The organism is Microbulbifer okhotskensis (assembly GCF_023895975.1).
GTDB lineage: Bacteria > Pseudomonadota > Gammaproteobacteria > Pseudomonadales > Cellvibrionaceae > Microbulbifer > Microbulbifer okhotskensis.
Window position 1 is genome coordinate 23,693 of the sequence record NZ_JALBWM010000037.1, and the last position, 15,607, is coordinate 39,299.

Consider the following 15,607-nt stretch of genomic DNA (forward strand, 5'->3'; position numbering starts at 1 on the left):
AATGGGCTTGGGGTGGAAGGTTGCACTACTCAATATTATGCGCAATGGTCGCCGCAGCCTGATCACACTGGCTGCGATTGTGTTTGGATGTACAAGTTTAATTGTATTTGGCGGCTTTGTGCAGTCAATGTACGACGGTATGCGTGAGAGCATGATTCGCTCTCAACTGGGGCATATACAAATCTATGCCAATGGTTACAACCAATATGGTAAGGCTGAGCCGGAAAAGTATCTTATTCCTGATCGTGATTTGAGTACTATTTCCCAATTGATCGAGAGTGAATCCAACGCGCTCGTAGTTGCTCCACGGCTTAATTTCAATGGTTTATTGAGTGACGGCAAGCAGTCTATCGCCATCACCGGTATCGGAATTGATGCTGAGAAGGAGGTGATGCTCTCTTCAGCCATTCGTATCGTTGATGGAGAAGATCTTTTTCCGGAGGATATAGAGGCGGCGCACTTGGGCGAAGGCCTTTTCAACGCTCTTGACGTTCAAGTGGGTGACTACTTAACGCTATTGGCCAGTACTCAGGATGGTGCTATTAATGCGGTTGACGTGCAGGTGATGGGTGTTATCAGCACCGGGGTGAAGGCGTTGGATGATCGATTGCTCAGGGTGAATTTACCTCTGGCTCAGGAACTGCTGTATACCTCGGATATTACTCGAATGGTGGTTTTGCTAGATGAGACGCAGCTCACCGATACCGCGATTAGTACCTTGGTCAGCGCTTTTGAACAGCATCACCTGGATTTGGAGTTGAAGAGCTGGGAAGAACTTGCCGGTTACTATCATCAAGTTGTAGGTCTTTTTAACGGTGTGTTTGAATTTATCACGGTTATTGTATTGATCATTGTGGCCCTAAGCATTTCCAACACTATGTTGATGGCGGTGATGGAGCGTACCCGAGAGCTTGGCACTATCCGGGCTATGGGCGGCACTCCTCGGCAGGTGGTGAGCTTAATCTTGTTGGAATCTGTATTTCTCGGATTAATTGGCAGTTTGTTGGGATTGTTAATGGGCGCATTGGCAGCCAAGGGCATCACTTACGCCGAGTGGATGATGCCGCGCCCGCCAGGAAGTACTCAGGACTATCCAATTCGTGTCTTTGTGGTGCCGGATATATTATTTAGAACCTTCCTGTTGGGGTTTGCGATTTCTCTGGTCTCCAGTCTCTACCCCGCTGTAAAAGCTTCCCGGCTACCGGTTGTGAAAGCGCTGAGGTTTACTTGACCTCCTATGGAATCTCAATTGGATTTACCATGTACAAACTGAATCTTACAGTCTTTCCAGTGCTGATTTTAAGCTGTCTGCTTTTTAGTGAATTGGGCTATGCAGCAGTTACGGCCGAATCTTTAGTCAACAGGCTGGATGATTTTAGAGGTTTCCGAGATCGGGGATTTACTTTTGATATCACCAATATCAGCTATAAGAAAGAAAAGGAACCTCGTACTAACAAGCTTAGCGTTAAGGTATTTAACGAACAGTCATTGATCCAGTTTATGGCGCCTGCACGGGAGAAGGGTAGGGCGATGTTAAGGGAGAATGCGAATATGTGGCTCTATATCCCCGGAACACGCCGGGTCATTCGCATTGCCCCCTCCCAGCGTTTAATTGGAGAGACAAGCAATGGGGATGTCGTAGGAGCAAATTTTTCCAAGGACTATAAAGCGGAGCTAAAAGGGCAGGAAATTGTTGAAGGTGAAATTTATTGGATTTTACAATTAAGTGCTAGTACATCCGGCGTTGCTTATGAAAAAGTAAATGTATGGATGTCGCAGTCAGCGGATAACAGGCCGTTTAAAGCTGAGTTTTATACCCGCTCGGGACGATTGCTTAAGACGGCTTATTACAAAGAATTTAAGCACTATGAAGGTGAGCTAAAGCTACATAAGCTACTGTTGGTGGATGCTCTGGTTGAAGATAGTCACACCTGGATGAAGTTTGATGACTATCGATTTGAAAATCTGGATCCAGCGATATTTCAAAAAGGCTCTCTTGGTAGGCTTAATTAGGCGCCTTACGTTATGTTTATCGGATATAATAAGTATCTCTCGGTAGTATTCCTTCCATTTGTTTTTGAGGTTACTGCTGAGGACTATCAAGACCCCTTCGAGGAAGGTATAGAGCTTTCTGTCGAGCATGAGGCTGATGAGGCCAAATCCTCGTTTGCCTGGGACCTGGATATTTCTTTATTGGGTTATCACCAGGTTAATGATGTAAGAAAGGCACTGTATTTTGATCCGGGCAATTTTATTTTTGAGGATCGCGAATCTCAGTTGGCGCTGGATTTCAGCGGTCAGTTTTCTTTAGGGTCATATTTTTCGGTGCATTCACGGATTGCATCTATCGAACAGTACCTTATTAATGAGGCGGGGGATTCCGATCGAGAATGGGAGACATATGTATTGGAAGGCTATTTCTCCTCCTGCACGGCCAACAAGAGGATTGGCATTAATATCGGTCGAATCAAACCACAATGGAGCAATGGGTATAACTGGTCTCCTGCCAATCTATTAGAAGCTGTTTATGATCGCCCTAATCTCGATACAGATAACCTTACCCAGCAGCACGGCTGGGATATGGTGCACCTGGATTTCCGCTATGGCGATTGGAATACGGGCATCTATGTTGCCCAGGTAGAGGAGAATTTGGGGCAGGGTATTGCGAATTCTACTAGGGAGGACGAGCTGCAATATGCTTTGGTGATCAACCGTGAGGGAAATCTAGATTCCCGCTTGGTTTTACATCATCTGGAAAATGGAGCGACTAATGTTGCAGTGGGTTTTAGCTCTCTCGCGGGAGATAGTGCGACGCTTCGATTGGAGGCTGCTTGGGAGCGCCAAAGGGAATTACCGGCCCTGGCTGAGTTGACTTATCTGCAGCCTGAAGACGATGGTTACTTGAAATTGGTAGTCGGTACCCAGGTCAGCTTTGATCACGGCTGGGATCTCACCGCTGAATACCTCTACAATCAACATGGCTACGATGGTGATGAGTGGCCCAGAGTCCAAGTGCAAGTTGATTCTGCAAAAGCCAACATAAACTCGGAGCAGGTACATAAGGCTTTTACCTTTTTGTCAGATAGTTTTAATTTTTTATCGGTAGGACAGTTAAGGCAGGAATACTTGTTTTTTATGTGGGGTAATACTCGATTTGAGCAGAAATTTCAGTATCGGCAGAGTCTTCAATACAATATTAGCGACAAGAGCCAGTATCATAATTTGGAGTTGATACAAAATTGGACAGAACATTTCAGCACAAGGTTGCAGGCACAAGTATTTAGGGGCTGCGATTCCTGCGAGTTTGGTTTATTACCCACGGAAAAATTGCTTAGATTGAGTTTCTATTACGACTTTTAGCTCTAAGGATTGAAAAATGGAATTTCTGACTTTGGTAAACGCTCGCTAGAGAGCAGAGGCACTGAGACAGAAAGAGATTATTGGCTCCTTATTAGTTGCTCATACTTCCTTGCGATTTCCAAATTACCGGATTCCCTTCCGATTGATATCAATGCGTGGATAATATCTGGGTTTTGTGGGAATTGATTGAATCCAGTTTCGAGAATATTCAGTGCCTGGTCAGGGTTTCCCGCAGAGTGCACTGCGATGGCATAAACATAGATATAGCGGCTCTGGGCCTGTTTATTTTCGGCTGAGGCTTTCAGCATGGGCATTGCTTCCTCGTGGCGGCCTTGACGCACAAAAGACAGTCCCAGTGCATGCTGAATCACCGCTGTATCCTCGGCCTTACCCAGCGCTTGCTGCAATATTCCTTCAGCGTCTGCTTCACGTCCGATTACCCGGTAGAAATCGGCGAAATTGATATAGGCTGGTGTGTAGTGGGTAGCTATTGAAAGGGCTTTTCGATAGAAAGCCTCAGCTTGCGCGGTGTTCCCTCTTTGCGCATGGAGGCTAGCCAGGTTTACCAGCGACTCAGGCCGGTCGCTATTGAATCGCTCGGAGGCCACATAGCTCGCCAGAGCCTCAGAGAACTTCCATTGTACGTCTTCAGGTAGCTGCTCGATGGCCGCACTCGTCAGAGCATTTGCAGTTAACGATCTTGTAACCTCCATTTGATCAAACAGTAGTGGCACGCCAACCATAAGGCGCAATTGTTCGGGTAGCTGATCGAGGGATTGAGCCAGGGCCAGACCTAGAAGAGGCTCGTCCTCCTGGGCGATTTGTACAAGTCGTTGCGCTGATTGAGCGGTGAGGTAATCTGGTATCAGGCGAATAGCGCTGGCCCTGGCAACGATGGGTTGCTTGACATCTTGGATCAGGTCCAGAAGTTTTTTCTCGGCATCCAAATCGCCATGGAGACCCGCGTGCAGCGCTTGCCCATAGTGATTCTCAGGGGCGCCAAACTTTTGTTGAAGAATCTTTGCAGCCCACTGGCTGGATTTGTCCTGATGGCAACCACTACAGGCGTTGGGTGTGTTCAGTGTCGTGCTGAGGTCTGGCCTGGGGATGCGGAAGCTGTGATCGCGGCGCCCGTCTACCTGCATAAAATTCTTTGCCGGCATGTGGCAGTTTACGCACCGAGAGCCGGTGCTTTGTGGCGGATGAAAGTGGTGCTCTGCGGCGGCAAACCGCTCTGGAGAGTGGCATTGACTACAGAGAGTGTCGACAGAGGCTCTCAGCTCTACACTGTGAGGGTTATGGCAGTGACTGCAGGTGACCCCCGCCGCGTACATCTTGCTTTGCAGGAAAGACCCGTATACGAATACCTCACCGTTGGGCTGGCCATCGGCATGGTAAAGAGGGGCTTGTAACAGGGCGAGGTTAAAGTGGTCTAGCAATTTGCCACCCGCTTGAGCGCCGGGTATATGCGTGCTGCGACGCGAGTGACACTGAGCACAGGTCTCCAGCTCCCGCTGGTTTGCAGTCGAGCTATCGAGCTTGGCGATGCCTGTTTGCGCGTCGATCGCCCAGTTCTGAGTAGCTGGATTGGCAAGGGTTATGGTGAGGCCTTTATCTTGAATGGGCTTGTCATCGGTCATCGCCCACTGGAGGTGGCGTGATCCCGGACCGTGGCAGGCCTCACAACCCACATTGATGTCTGACCAGGTGGTTTGGTAGCTATTTGTTTTGAGGTCGTAGTTTTTGTGCAGATTGGTCGAGTGGCAATCTGCGCACATAAAATTCCAGTTCTGGTCTAAAGCGGTCCAGTGTAAAGGGTGCTGGTGGTCTAGCCGCTGATCAGGGTACAAGTGAAACCAGCGCTGGCCTCCCTGGGACTTGGCGCGACTATCCCAAGCAATACTCAAGGCTTGCAATCGTCCCCCATCTAATTCGATTAAATACTGTTGAAGTGGGTGAATACCAAAGGTGTAGGCAACTGGGTACTCATGAGTATTGCCATCGGGGCCATCAGTGCGGACATAGTACTGATGGTCCCTAAGATAAAAAGAAGTCGCTTGCTCCCGATGCTTGAATTCAATACCGGAAAAGTCGCCCAGTACTGAGTTACTGTTGGCCACTTGCATCGCCATTTGATGATGGGAGCCCTGCCAGGCTGCAGTCTGGTCCTTATGGCATTCAGCGCATTGCCCTGCCCCCACATAAGTAGCTTCAGTTGCGAGGGCTGCTGGCAGCTCCTCGGGAGGATCTGTTACGGCAAAATTTTCATTTCCACAACCAAGCAGCACGAAGCAGATCAGGCTGATTGGAAAGTTGGTAACCCCAGCTATATTTATCACGGTTTATTTTTTGTGCTGATGCTAATGATGGTGGCCGCTTCACAAGTCTGTGGCACGTCCAAAGATTAGTTCAAGTGCTGCAAATGTGAGTCTAGGTGGGCAGAATGGGTTTTATTAGTGGGCGCTATGCACCCTATCTATTGATGTTCCTGGGGTTGGCTACGAGTTGGGTGACTGATGCTGCTTCGCCATTGCCATCTTGGCGTGATGATGGAGCCAAGGCTCGGATAGTAGAGTTTGTAAAGCAGGTAACCCGGGAGGGCAGCGATAGCTTTGTGCCACCCGGTGAGCGTATAGCCGTCTTTGATAACGATGGCACCCTCTGGTCTGAGAAACCGATGTATTTCCAGATGTTGTATACCGCGGATCAGGTAAAACGGCTATTTCCCGAACATCCAGAGTGGAAAACACAACAGCCCTTCGCCTCGATTCTCAATGGCAATTTGCTAAGCCTATTGGCGCAGGGATCTCCCGGTTTAGAAAAAATGCTCACAGCCACTCACGCCGGTATGAGTACCGACGAGTTCCAGCGTAGCGTCGCCCATTGGATTGCCTCTGCAAAGAACCCGGTTACCGGTATGTTCTATCGCAAAATGGTGTTCCAACCCATGCTCGAGTTGTTGGTATACCTGCGTGCCAATGGCTTTAAAACTTATATCGTTTCTGGGGGAGGGGTTGATTTTCTCCGGGTATTTTCCTCAAGTCTCTACGGAATTCCTCCAGAACAAGTGATTGGCAGCCGGTTAAAAGCTCGCTATAAAAGCCGAGATGGACACCCGGCCATTGTGAAAACCGACGAACTGGCGTTTCTCACCGATAAGCAGGGAAAGCCACTTGCTATTAATGAATTTATCGGGCGCAGGCCGGTTTTTGCCGCCGGTAATTCTGATGGGGACTTACAGATGCTGGAGTGGACAACCAGCGCGGCGGGGCCGCGTTTTGGCATGTTGATTCACCATACGGATGCCTCGCGAGAATGGGCTTACGACAAAAAATCAGACGTAGGGCGACTGGATAAGGCGCTAAAGGCCGCAAAGCCGAATGGCTGGTTAGTGGTGGATATGGCGAATGACTGGCGGCAGGTATACCCTCCAGAAAAGAGTAGAGGCCTAACCCAAGGTCTCGTTTTTCCTCAGCCACCTGCCTATCAGGACTAGGCTTGTTTTGGATGTTTATCGATTTTACCCGTTAGGCTCATTGAGCTAACGATGAGGTGTGCAATGCCCCCGATTTCATTACTGTATCAGCGTCTGTTTCTTGCGGCTGGGTTGATGGCAGTTTTTCTATTTTGTACCGGTGTGCACGCCCAAGATAAACCAAACGTTCTGGTGATCTGGGGAGATGATATTGGTATCTGGAATATCAGCTTCAACAGCCGTGGCATGATGGGCTACACAACACCAAATATCGATCGCCTAGCTGTGGAAGGACTCTCTTTTACTGACTATTACGGCCAGCAGTCTTGCACCGCGGGACGAGCTGCCTTCCTGGCAGGAAATGTGCCGGTGCGCACGGGTATGACCAAGGTCGGACTTCCTGGGGCAAAAGAGGGGTGGCAAGAGAGTGATGCCACTATTGCCACAGTGATGAAGAGTCAGGGGTATATAACCGGCCATTTTGGGAAAAATCACCAAGGCGACCGGGATGAACACCTTCCCATAAATCATGGATTTGACGAGTTCTTCGGTAATTTATACCACTTGAATGCTGAGGAAGAGCCGGAAAACCGGGACTACCCGAAAGACCCTGAGTTTCGCAAAAAATATGGTCCCCGTGGTGTAATAAAAGCAAAAGCCAATGGGCCTATCGTAGATACAGGCCCGCTGACCAAAAAGCGTATGGAAACCATTGATGAAGAAACGTTGGCAGCTGCCATCGACTTTATTGAACAGGCCCATGCCGCTAACAAACCGTTTTTTGTTTGGTGGAACGCCACTCGTATGCATTTCCGTACGCATGTTAAAGAGGAGCACACGAATCTCGCAGGACCCAACAGTAATGAGTATATGGATGGAATGGTCGAGCACGATATTCTGGTTGGAAAGTTGTTAAATGTCCTGGACCGGTTGGATATTGCCGATAACACTATCGTATTTTATTCCACCGATAATGGTCCGCACTTTAATACCTGGCCCGATGCCGCAACCACACCTTTTCGCAGCGAAAAAAATTCCAACTGGGAAGGTGCCTATCGGGTGCCAGCCTTTGTGCGTTGGCCTGGTAAATTTCCCGCTGGTATCACCCTAACAGGAATAGTTTCCCATGAGGACTGGCTGCCGACCCTCGCTGCAGCGGGCGGCAATCCCGAGATCAAAGAGCAGCTGAGAGATGGTGTTGAGCTCAACGGTCGCGAGTATCGGAATTATGTTGACGGATACAACATGATGGACTATTTCACCGGAAAGTCCACGCTGTCACCTCGGAAGGAATTTATTTATGTAAATGACGATGGTCAAATAGTAGCCATGCGCTATGAGCCCTGGAAAGCAATTTTTCTCGAAAATCGAGGGAAAGCTTTTGAAGTCTGGAGAGAGCCATTTACCGAACTAAGGGTGCCGCTGCTATTCAATCTACGCCAGGACCCTTTCGAGAAAGCCCAGCACAACTCCAATACCTATAACGATTGGTTTATAGATCGGGCATTTGTGTTAGTACCAATGCAGCAACTTGCCGCTAAATTTTTAAAAACGATGAAAGAGTACCCCCCGAGTCAAGTGCCGGGTTCGTTTAATTTGGAAAAAGTGCAAAAACAGTTAGAAACTGGCGCTGGTGGGAGTAACTAGTTGGAGCTTTTAGCCGACTACAAAGACTTTTTCCAACAACCTGTTAGGTTGGTAACCAGAGATAGATGAAGGTACAAAGCCGGTCCTATGGATAAAATTCATATCGCACTATCGACCACTCAGATAGAAGAATCAGTCAAAGATTATACCCAAAGGTTGAGCTGCGCTCCCTGTATTCATGTGCTCAATGAATTTGCTTTATGGCGTACCGAAACGATTAATCTATCCATAAGAAACGATCCAGGGAGTCAAACAGGAACTTTGAGGCATCTTGGCTGGGAATCCAATCGAACACAAACGTTTAGCTCTGATACGGATGTCAACGGAATTTTATGGGAGTCCTTCAATGCACAGCTTCAGGCGGAAGAGATTAATAAGGCCTGGTCGACTGCTAATTATCATCCCAAAAGCAATTAATTTAAAAAAGCAATTGGCAAGCAATAGCGCTTAACCCCGGACCACCGGCTTAAGAATTTCAAGCAATCCATTCAGTGGGAGGGGTTATGGGAGCAAATACCTCAAAGCCTTTATAGCTACGCTAACGAGTGGAGTCCAGGTGTGGAAGGCCCTTCTTCGCGAGAGCTCAGTTTGAAGCTGGGGGGGGAGACAGTATCTCTACCCTATGCTTATGGTGTGATGATAAATGAAATGCTTAACGTGGTATTTATTCAGTATGTCCACATTTGTAGAGCGGTGCCAGGACATATAAGAAATCAGGTAATTTTTTAAACTTTGTTTATTCTGTGGATACAATCGATATTTTTCTTGGATAAATACTGAGTTTTGATATCGAGAAATTAGTACTTTTACATCGGTGATATTGAGAGCTTTGCTGAATTACCTCAATTGGAGAAGTTTAATGCGTTTGCTATTGATGACAAAGAGTTTGCGAGGTGTAAGACTAGCTGGAAGAAGAGAAGCCGCTGTCTTGAACCACCTGAAGAGCTGGATGGTGAAGAAATTTGGTGTTCAAGCCGGGAACTAAAGCTTGCTGAGAAATACAGTAATCTTGACGTAAATGATAAAAGTGAGTGCTTAAGAGCAATTAATGAGTCCAAGGCCCATTTGAGGGCTAAGAATTACTTTAATGAAGAGTCAATGAAAGATACTCGAGAAAACACGGGAGGCTGGGGTGCCAGGGGGGTTCGATCCTTAGAGGAAAGTAATCGATCTGATGGTCATGCTCATAATATGAACGATGAACTATGAGTTAGGGCGCAAAAAAACAAGCGGTTATGGGAGAACTATGGATTCGCTGGTTGCAAAACTGAACGAATCGGGAGTTTTCAATAAATTGCGTTTAACGACAGGCTTTTATGCCGTTCGTTATGGAAGTCCGTTGCCTTATGATGGGTATCAGTACTAAAATAATTGGATCGGGGAGGTGTAGCAATTTTTGGTTTAATAAATCGGATGGTGTCCATCCAGTATGCGGCCGGTAAAGAGTAAGTTGATTGGGCAAGCGTGCCATCAATAGCCAGTTGAATCGAGCACTCAATTTGCTGGCTGGAGTTTGCACCGTAAACAATGTAGGTAACAGTGGTATATTTAAAGTATGAGCAAAGAACAACCAGATAATCCATTACATGGCATAACGCTAGAAAAGGTTTTAACCAGGTTGAAAGAACACTATGGCTGGGGTGGGCTGGCTCAGGCGATCGATATTAATTGCTTCAAAAGTGACCCATCGATTAAATCTTCCCTGAAGTTTTTACGTAAGACCCCGTGGGCCAGAGATAAGGTTGAAAGCTTGTATATCTCAACTTTTGAAAAGCAATCCCCGTGGACAAAATCCAAGTGATTTGTACAAATCTTGTTTTATGCCCATTGTTAAGGTCAATTTGAAGTGTTCGCTGCTTCAGGCAGTTGAAGAAGCTTAGTCTTGTCGGAAATCAGCTACTATTTCACGATTAAAAATTAGCGGGCGCTCTCTAAAGGGATAAGTGGCATGAGTTGTGCTGGGTCAAATTGAGCTTTCGAAGAAAGTACTGTGACCTGTACGAGATTTGGATGCCGGCTTTCACCGGTATGATGAGGGGAGGAAGAAAGTGATATCCGGCATATACATCGTCATTCAGGTGTATGCCGGAATCCAGTAGTGATTTAGATATTCAAGTGTTAATCCTGATTTTGTACAGCTAAATAATTTGATTTCTATAAATCAAATGTGTGAGTTTGACTCATCAGGTTCGTTATAAGTTATAGTGAGTAGGCATGCGCTAAATATTCTCTTATGTTATTGAAAATACTATTTGATTGAAATGTCTGATTTTAAAGTCATGTTGGGTGTCAAAGATATGTAGTCACATGGTATTTATGTGTAAATATTATGCCTGGTATGAATCTTGCCAAAAAATTAATTGAGAGTCACTTAGTTAAAGGGACCATGGCACCAAATGGAGTGATTGAACTTAAAATTGATCAGGTTCTGAGCGAAGATGCAACCGGGACCTTGGTTATGTTGGAGTTAGAAGCCTTGGGGGCAAGGCAGGTGAAAGCGGAAGTCTGTGTGCAATATGTAGATCATAACGTATTGAGGACCGACCATAGAAATGGTGATGACCATATGTTCTTGGAGAGTGCCTGCCGGAAGTATGGAATATGGTACTCGCGTCCGGGAAATGGAATAAGCCACCCTGTTCATATGTCATGTTTTGGGGTTCCCGGAAAAACCATGTTGGGTGCGGACAGTCACACCTGCGCAGCGGGATCAATGTCGATGCTCGCGATTGGTGCTGGGGGTATTGAGGTCGCTTTAGCCATGATGGGATTTCCGCTGTCATTACTAATGCCGACAATTTTAGGGGTGCGACTGGAGGGCGAATTACAACCTTGGGTGAGTGCAAAGGATGTAATTTTAGAGTTGTTGCGCCGATACACCCTTAATGGATGTTGGAATAAAATTGTTGAATACCACGGTCCTGGTCTTGATAAGCTCACGGCAATGGATCGACATGTAATTGCCAATATGGGTCAGGAAATGGGTGCGGTCAGCAGTGTGTTCCCATCCGATATTCAAGTTAGGTTATTTTTACGGCAGCAGGGTCGAGAGGAAGATTTTACCGAGCTGGCTGCAGATGGAGATGCAACTTACGATGAAGAAACTACCATCGATTTGTCAAAAATCGAACCAATGATGGCTTGCCCGTCTCGCCCAGACAAAGTAGTGAGGGTGCAGGAGGTAGAGGGAAGGCCGGTATTTCAGAGTTACATCGGCTCTTCCGCGAACCCGGGATTACGTGACTTCTCAGTGCCTGCTCGTATGATTGATGGTCTGTTTATACCGCATACGGTTTCCCTGGATATTAACCCCTCGTCTCGTCAGTTGCTTCAAGAATTGACCCGTAGTGGCGACCTTGGGAAACTGCTTGCCGCTGGCGCCTACTTACATGAGACAGGTTGCGGGGGTTGTATTGGTATGGGGCAGGCTCCTGCAAGTGGGCATAACAGCCTACGTACAGTGCCGCGTAATTTTTCTGGACGCTCCGGTACTAAGGAAGATCAAGTTTACTTATGCAGCCCTGAAACAGCGACTGCAAGCGCATTGAATGGGAAAATTACGGACCCCCGCAGATTAGATATGGATTATCCGGTGTTTAACGAGCCTGAGCACTTATTGGATATGCGAACACTCATTCAGCCCCCTCAGGAAATTCCGGTAAAGGTAGATCTAAGAAAAGGCCCCAATATTAAGCCGCTGCCAGTGTTGAATATAATGCTAAGTGTGATTGCCGGTCCAATTCTGTTGAAGTTGGAAGATAATATTTCTACCGATGATATTATTCCCGGAGGAGCTGAGGCATTGCCATATTGGTCAAATGTACCGGAATTGAGCCGCTATACTTTTCACAGAATTGATGATTCATTTCACCAGCGAGCTTTGTCTACTAAGGAGGATATATTTCTAATTGCAGGAGATAACTTTGGGCACGGTTCCAGTCGTGAGCACGCGGCCCTTACGCTACGATTTTTAGGTGTACGCTGTGTGATCGCAAAGAGTGTTTCTCTGCTTCATCGAAAGAGTTTGATTGACCATGGGATCTTGATATTAACTTTCGATAACCCGGAGGATTTTGATGGTTTCTCTCAGGGCGATATGCTCCAATTTTATGACCTTTCTAGTTGTACTGGCGAGCATCATATTTTGGAGCTGCGCGATATCACAAGAGGTAAAAAAGTATGGCTGAAGAATGATCTCTCAGCGAAGGAAGTGGAAATAATAAAATTTGGCGGTCGTATCAATTATATCAAGGGTATACTTGGGGCATCACTACAGAAGGTTGATGTGTTTTAGTGTGATTACTTGGAGAGACTTCCTCCGGATATAGTCTTGTAGTTGTTGTGGAGGCTGTAATTTAAATTGCTTGAGTAAGGATTCACAAAAGAGCATAAAGAGCATAAAGAGCGGTAGTGCTGCTATACCGCAACCCCTTTTCTTACAGATGAATCTCAAAGTATGGGTTTTGAGCAGATGTTCAGACCCGCTTTTATGATGGCCTGAACATCTGGAAAGTTCGGAGTTTAATTTTAATGGGTTTATAGTGACTTAAGGAACTGGAGTAGGGCATTCCTATCTGTCTCCGACAAAGCGATATATCCTTGCTGGCTTAATGTCGCCTCTCCCCCATGCCAAAGGATCGCTTCTTCAATTGACCTAGCGCGACCATCGTGCAGTAAATTTTCATGACCATTAACTGCGCGGTTAATTCCTAGCCCCCATAAGGGAGGAGTTCTCCATTCGCGATTGTATTCTGAGTTTACAGTCAAATTGTCTGTAAGACCCTCACCCATATCGTGTAAGAGCAGATCCGTGTAGGGGTGAATTGTTTTGCCTCTCAGCTCAGATAATGTGTGAGCGTGATTGGTGCTCATTGTCAGTCGGTGACATGATGAGCAGTCAATAGATTCAAATAGCTCTTCACCTTGCGCGACGATGGGATCATTGATCATTTTTAGGTTTCTGGGTGGAGCTCCCAGTGCTTGTAGATAGGTAACCAGCGTATCCAGATGAGAATCGCTGAGCCCTTCGTTGTGGTTGCTGTGTTTTTTACATTCAATTTGCTCTACGCCGCAATTTGCGTTGGGCTCCAACGATGTAGTCACGCCAATATCATTGTTGAGTGCATCTGCCGAAAAACTGCGTAAGCTAGGTTGTGTTGCTTTCCAGCCAAACCGCCCAATTTTTTTGGGGGGGGAAGTGGAATCAGTATCTACCAATGAGGCGCGCCCGGAAATACCGTCGCGATCGGAGTCGCTGGGATCGTGCCATTGAAGTATCTCTGATTCAGCAACAGCTTCCAATAGGCCCAGCCCAGTGATATTTTGTGGTATGCGGGGTGAAAAATGTTCGACAGAGGCGGCATTATCTTCAGAGGTGGTTATCATATAAGTGGGTGATTGCAGGTTGTAGCTGTTTCCACTTGTATAGTTGCCCTGAACAGAGCTATAGGTAACCTGGACTTCTCCTTCTGGGGCGCTATCGATACTGAGAGAGATTGGTTGTAGAACTGGACCAAAATAATGATGGGGTAGAGGTTGGCCAGCTTTGGTTATCGCACCCGATGATAGTTTGAAGACCATTGAGTTTGGTACATTTGCTTCCGAGGGTGCTGGACCGCGACCATTATTGATATGGCATGCAAGGCAAGACGGTTCAATAGTCAGTCCCGATGACAGGTTGGCCATTTAGTCGAAGTCTGGATTTCCGAGTTCTTCATGCTCGCCAGTATCAAACCGGGTATGGAATACTCTACGCCCATCTAAGAAGTCGTTGTGTGTTCCCCATTGTATATTCAAGGCTTCTCTAAAGTAGGCAGTCCAGTCAGCGATTCCACTGTCTACGATATAGGTGTCATAGGCATCAATGCCGTCTAGTATCGGATATGTAACTTCAGTCGCATTGATATCGGAGGGTGTTACCCACTTGCCATCGGTGCCAGCATAATAAGTGAGGGTATTTTCCTCTGTATTCACAGAGATAGCTTCTGAAGCGGGTACAGGATCGGTTGCTCTTATATGAGCTGCAGTGGCTTCACCGCCACTCTGGATTGCAATCTCAGTATCCAAGTCGTCGATCGCATGAATACCGGGTTCACCCAGAAGAATGCGGTAGGTATCTGTATAGTAGACCGTCTGCCCGCTGACCATGGGATCACCCTCTTCAATACCAATGAACTGCTGGAACTCGACCTCCATCCATTCACCAATTCCCCATCATCTCCATTATGAGCGTCATAGGTGATCCTGCACAGCCAAACCTGTCCCTTGCCATTTTCATCGGCTTCCTTGTAGGGAGTTTCGTCAAATCGGGCATTGCTGTTAAAGTCAGCACGGTGGACGTTTGAATATGAGGAGCGGCATTCCGGTGGTCGGTAAAGTGCATATTCCGCTGAGTAGTAAATCTCAATTAGGTTTTCACCGGCGGGGGTATGATCATGAATTTCAGCGCCAAAGGTTCTGTGCTGAAAGTAGAAGGTCGGAAATTCATAGAAGGAATCTTCTGATTCGTGGCGGAGGCGTGCTCGCCCACTGGTCAAGGTAACAATGCTGCCATCTTCTTCGGTATACCAGTGCTGGGCATTTTCTTCCGGCTGCTCAGAGTCAAATAGGGGGGTATATTCGATTGAAGCAGCGGCGTTGATTTCCGTAGCAGCCCGGTCGAATACCATCAGTTCCCACAGGCTAAATCGAGAGCTTCCCTCACTGAGGGCTGTGGCGTGAAGTTGCATATAGCGATATTGCCCTCCAACAAAGTGGGAATCAATACGCTGGCCGTACTCACCAGAATCACCTGTGGCCAGTGTCACCCAGATGTTTCCATCAGCAGAGCCGAGAACTTCATAGGATTTTGCATTGTGCTCGCCCCAGTCAATGACGATTTTCGAGAGCGCTTTTGAGGAACCAAAATCAAGGGTGATACTTGATGCGCCGCTGGTGTCAGTACTCTCCAACAAGGTTCTTCTAAGGCCGTCAATGGCCAGGGTGCCGCTGCCGGAGCTGGAGGATATGTTTGCGTCACCGGCTATATTTTGCCCAACCTCATCGGCTTCGGCGGGATCATTATTGTCGGAGTCGGAGTCGGAGTCGGAGTCGGAGTCGGAGTCGGAGTCGGAGTCGGAGTCGGAG

At 47.2% G+C, this 15,607-nt stretch carries 13 protein-coding genes; 9 read left to right on the top strand and 4 right to left on the bottom strand.

From position 1 onward, the window contains the following. Position 1: 1 nt before the first annotated feature. The 3 genes from MO867_RS10450 to MO867_RS10460 are packed head-to-tail and all read left to right on the top strand — an operon-like array spanning position 2 to position 3,360. On the top strand, positions 2-1,231 hold the full coding sequence (locus MO867_RS10450; RefSeq protein ID WP_252466401.1) for an ABC transporter permease: 1,230 nt from the start codon (positions 2-4) through the stop codon (positions 1,229-1,231). A gap of 29 nt (positions 1,232-1,260) precedes the next feature. Continuing rightward, entirely contained in the window at positions 1,261-2,013 is a 753-nt protein-coding gene (locus MO867_RS10455; RefSeq protein WP_252466387.1) for an outer membrane lipoprotein-sorting protein, read from the top strand. A gap of 12 nt (positions 2,014-2,025) precedes the next feature. After that, on the top strand, positions 2,026-3,360 hold the full coding sequence (locus MO867_RS10460) for a hypothetical protein (RefSeq protein ID WP_252466388.1): 1,335 nt from the start codon (positions 2,026-2,028) through the stop codon (positions 3,358-3,360). 77 nt (positions 3,361-3,437) lie between these two features. Here MO867_RS10460 and MO867_RS10465 read toward each other — a convergent pair whose 3' ends face one another. After that, positions 3,438-5,699 (bottom strand): tetratricopeptide repeat protein, encoded by a 2,262-nt coding sequence (locus MO867_RS10465; protein ID WP_252466389.1) that lies wholly within the window; start codon positions 5,697-5,699, stop codon positions 3,438-3,440. 104 nt (positions 5,700-5,803) lie between these two features. Here MO867_RS10465 and MO867_RS10470 point away from each other — a divergent pair, with 104 nt between their 5' ends. From MO867_RS10470 to MO867_RS10495, 6 genes are all read left to right on the top strand, one after another. After that, positions 5,804-6,856 carry an HAD family hydrolase gene (locus MO867_RS10470; RefSeq protein ID WP_252466390.1) on the top strand — a complete coding sequence of 351 codons (1,053 nt, stop codon included), beginning with the start codon at positions 5,804-5,806 and terminating at the stop codon, positions 6,854-6,856. Between the two features lie 63 nt (positions 6,857-6,919). Then, positions 6,920-8,482 (top strand): arylsulfatase, encoded by a 1,563-nt coding sequence (locus MO867_RS10475; protein ID WP_252466391.1) that lies wholly within the window; start codon positions 6,920-6,922, stop codon positions 8,480-8,482. A gap of 87 nt (positions 8,483-8,569) precedes the next feature. Beyond that, positions 8,570-8,899: a VOC family protein gene (locus tag MO867_RS10480; RefSeq protein WP_252466393.1), complete on the top strand. Its 330-nt coding sequence runs from the start codon at positions 8,570-8,572 to the stop codon at positions 8,897-8,899. A 429-nt stretch (positions 8,900-9,328) separates the two neighbouring features. Further along, the gene (locus tag MO867_RS10485) at positions 9,329-9,691 is read left to right on the top strand and encodes a hypothetical protein (RefSeq protein WP_252466394.1); all 363 of its coding nucleotides are present in this window, start codon (positions 9,329-9,331) and stop codon (positions 9,689-9,691) included. 346 nt (positions 9,692-10,037) lie between these two features. Continuing rightward, positions 10,038-10,283 carry a VF530 family protein gene (locus tag MO867_RS10490; protein ID WP_252466396.1) on the top strand — a complete coding sequence of 82 codons (246 nt, stop codon included), beginning with the start codon at positions 10,038-10,040 and terminating at the stop codon, positions 10,281-10,283. A 528-nt stretch (positions 10,284-10,811) separates the two neighbouring features. Continuing rightward, positions 10,812-12,776, top strand: coding sequence for an aconitate hydratase (locus MO867_RS10495; protein WP_252466397.1), 1,965 nt, complete (start codon positions 10,812-10,814; stop codon positions 12,774-12,776). Between the two features lie 242 nt (positions 12,777-13,018). Here the strand turns inward: MO867_RS10495 and MO867_RS10500 are convergent, their stop codons facing one another. The 3 genes from MO867_RS10500 to MO867_RS10510 form a co-directional block, all read right to left on the bottom strand. After that, on the bottom strand, positions 13,019-14,167 hold the full coding sequence (locus MO867_RS10500) for a di-heme oxidoredictase family protein (protein ID WP_252466398.1): 1,149 nt from the start codon (positions 14,165-14,167) through the stop codon (positions 13,019-13,021). After that, positions 14,168-14,455: a hypothetical protein gene (locus MO867_RS10505; RefSeq protein ID WP_252466399.1), complete on the bottom strand. Its 288-nt coding sequence runs from the start codon at positions 14,453-14,455 to the stop codon at positions 14,168-14,170. Between the two features lie 38 nt (positions 14,456-14,493). Further along, positions 14,494-15,607, bottom strand: a 1,114-nt coding sequence (locus MO867_RS10510; protein ID WP_252466400.1) for a discoidin domain-containing protein, incomplete at its 5' end; no start/stop codon positions are given.